This is a genomic window from Streptomyces sp. NPDC041108 (assembly GCF_055592645.1).
The window spans coordinates 1-2,230 of sequence record NZ_JBVIYK010000052.1 but is presented as its reverse complement, the minus strand read 5'-3'; the positions used below and the strand labels follow the sequence as shown (position 1 = coordinate 2,230).

Sequence of the window (2,230 nt, the reverse complement as noted above, 5' to 3'; positions counted from 1 at the left end):
CTCGGCTAGCAACGAGCCGAGACTTCCGCAACACCTGCGATCCCATGCCTGACCAGCGGAATCCGCACACGAGATTCGGAAAGAGAACGACCTCTAAGACCGACACCGACCACCGCGCCGCCACCAAGGGATCAGAAGTGCAGTTCTCAAGACAGTGGAGCGGAGTGTGGTGTACCGCTCCATGACAGGCGCGCCCGCTACAGATACTGCCCCATGGCAGTGACGCTGCTCTTCATGAACGCCCGAACAGGGGAAACACCCCGGTCTGACCTGCCGTCACTGACACCAACCCGGCACATCGCAGCTCGGCGAAAGGGACGGAACCCTTGCAAAGCGGAATTCCATTCCAACGCGCAGAGGCTCCGCCCCCGGTGCCGGGGGCGGAGCCCCTTTAGCCGTTGTTGCGGGCCGTACGTCGCCTCGTCACCCTACCGGCTCAGCCTCCCTGTTCCAGAATGAGTGGAAGGGTATTGAGGGTCTGCGGCTTCGGCTGAACCCGAAGTTCTGGGCTGCTGCAGACCCGGCGAGATTGTCGATGATGTGGCCGGTGCCTGTGCCGGATCGTGGCAGCTCCCTAGCCACCACAGGCCGTGTCGTTGTTCCTCAGGGAGTGCGTGGTGTCGTTGAGCTGGTAAGAGCGCAGGTCCTGTATGGAACCCCCATTGCGCCCCACACACACGCGTCGGCCACTGTAGTTGTCGCTCTGATAGACCCGTGCGGTCCTGCTGGAGTTATTGATGACGGAACTCCCGTTACTGCGGATGTAATCCGGGAGGTGGCTGACGCTGCCGTCCGAGGCACGCTTGACGTACGGCTGCCCGCGAAAGTCGCGGTCCGGGTAAATGCACACGAAGCCCTGCGGGCACGCGACGCTGGCCGCCTGGGCATGTGTCCGGGCCGCGGCAGGATTGGCGGCATCTGCGGTGATAGGTACCGCCAGAACTAGTGCGGCTCCCAAGGACAGGATGGTAACGATCTTCCGGGTGGCGTGCATTATTCCTCCTTGATCCCGTGTCTCAGTGAACTGCGCTTGTCCCGCGGGCCCCCGGGCTGAGGACGATCGGCGGTGCCGTGCTGGGGCAAGCGATGGCCTGACGATGTCAGCGCCCCGGGGGTCGGGCGTCAAACGAGCGGTGTATCTCTGCGGTAAACCTCAGGAGTACCGACGCGGTTCCGAACTCGGCTTGAGATTCGATGAACCAGGTCCGGCGGAGGATTTCCCTGTCCACGTTGCGGAGCGTGGTGAAGTGGGGCTCGAGCTTCTACTACTGGCGCCGGACCGCAGCCGCGAGTGCGGCCCGCCAGGCAGCCGACGCGCAGCTCGGCGCCCGGATACGGAAAGTCCGCCAAGGCTCGGACGGCACCTACGGCGTCCCGAGAATCACTGCCGAACTGCGTGAGAATGGCGAGCGGATCAATCACAAGCGCGTCGCCCGCCTCATGCGCCAGGTCGGCCTGGCCGGACTGCGGCTGCGACGCAGACACCGCACCATCGTCACGGACCCGGCCGCCGCCCACGCGTTCCTCACCGAACAGCGCTAGGTCCCAAAAGCCGATACAGCGGACTCACCTACGAGCGCCAGGCCACCGTCATCGATGCCTTCTTCGACCTCGCCGACACCATCATCACCGTGCGTAGCCTGATCCGTCAGGCATAGACAAGCCACCGCTGGGACGAACGGCCGAACCGCCGCCCATGAGCACACTCCTACCTGCGAGACCTCTTAGCTATCGGTGCACGAGGGCCAGTGGTCTACCGCCCACTCCGGCCAACCCGGCCAGCCCGCCGGCGGGCTGGGGATGTTGCCCCCGGCGAGTTCGGCGGCGTCAGGCACCTGGAACTGCTCTCTCCCGGCCCCGGGGAGCCCGACCATCAGGAACAGGGTGGCGACAGGCGGATCCTGCGCGACGCCAGGGCTGGCTCCATGCGGGCAAGGGGATGTGGTTTCGTGCTGTGAATCGAAGCGCTGCAACTGAGACATGACTTCCCTGATCAGGCAGGATGGCCCGGCCAGCGCAGGAATAAGCGAGTGGCTGCCGGCAGGACACTGATCCGGCGGTAGGTCGTGGCACTGGCCCCGGCCGGGGCCAGCAACAGGGCCCGCGGTTATGGGCAACCGCAGGTACCGCCGCTAAGACGTCATCTCATTTGGCTGGGTAAGCTGCCGGTCGTGGTGAGGATCGTTGAGCGGCTGGTGCCGGATGAGTTGTGGGAGCTGTTTCAGCGGGT

Annotated in this window: 2 protein-coding genes and 1 pseudogene; 2 read left to right on the top strand and 1 reads right to left on the bottom strand. The window is 64.9% G+C overall.

From position 1 onward, the window contains the following. Positions 1-574: 574 nt before the first annotated feature. Positions 575-994: a peptidase inhibitor family I36 protein gene (locus ACZ6BB_RS42145; RefSeq protein ID WP_471620371.1), complete on the bottom strand. Its 420-nt coding sequence runs from the start codon at positions 992-994 to the stop codon at positions 575-577. Between the two features lie 245 nt (positions 995-1,239). On the opposite strand from ACZ6BB_RS42145, the gene ACZ6BB_RS42140 reads away from it, so the two are divergent. Beyond that, positions 1,240-1,542 (top strand): IS3 family transposase, encoded by a 303-nt coding sequence (locus ACZ6BB_RS42140; protein WP_471620370.1) that lies wholly within the window; start codon positions 1,240-1,242, stop codon positions 1,540-1,542. Positions 1,543-1,571: 29 nt separating this feature from the next. After that, a pseudogene (locus ACZ6BB_RS42135) lies at positions 1,572-1,658 on the top strand (IS5/IS1182 family transposase); the annotation flags it as partial. Positions 1,659-2,230: the final 572 nt, after the last annotated feature.

Excerpts from the sequence above, each read along its gene's own strand:
- ACZ6BB_RS42145 (WP_471620371.1), bottom strand. The coding sequence starts at position 994 with ATGCACGCCACCCGGAAGATCGTTACCATCCTGTCCTTGGGAGCCGCA.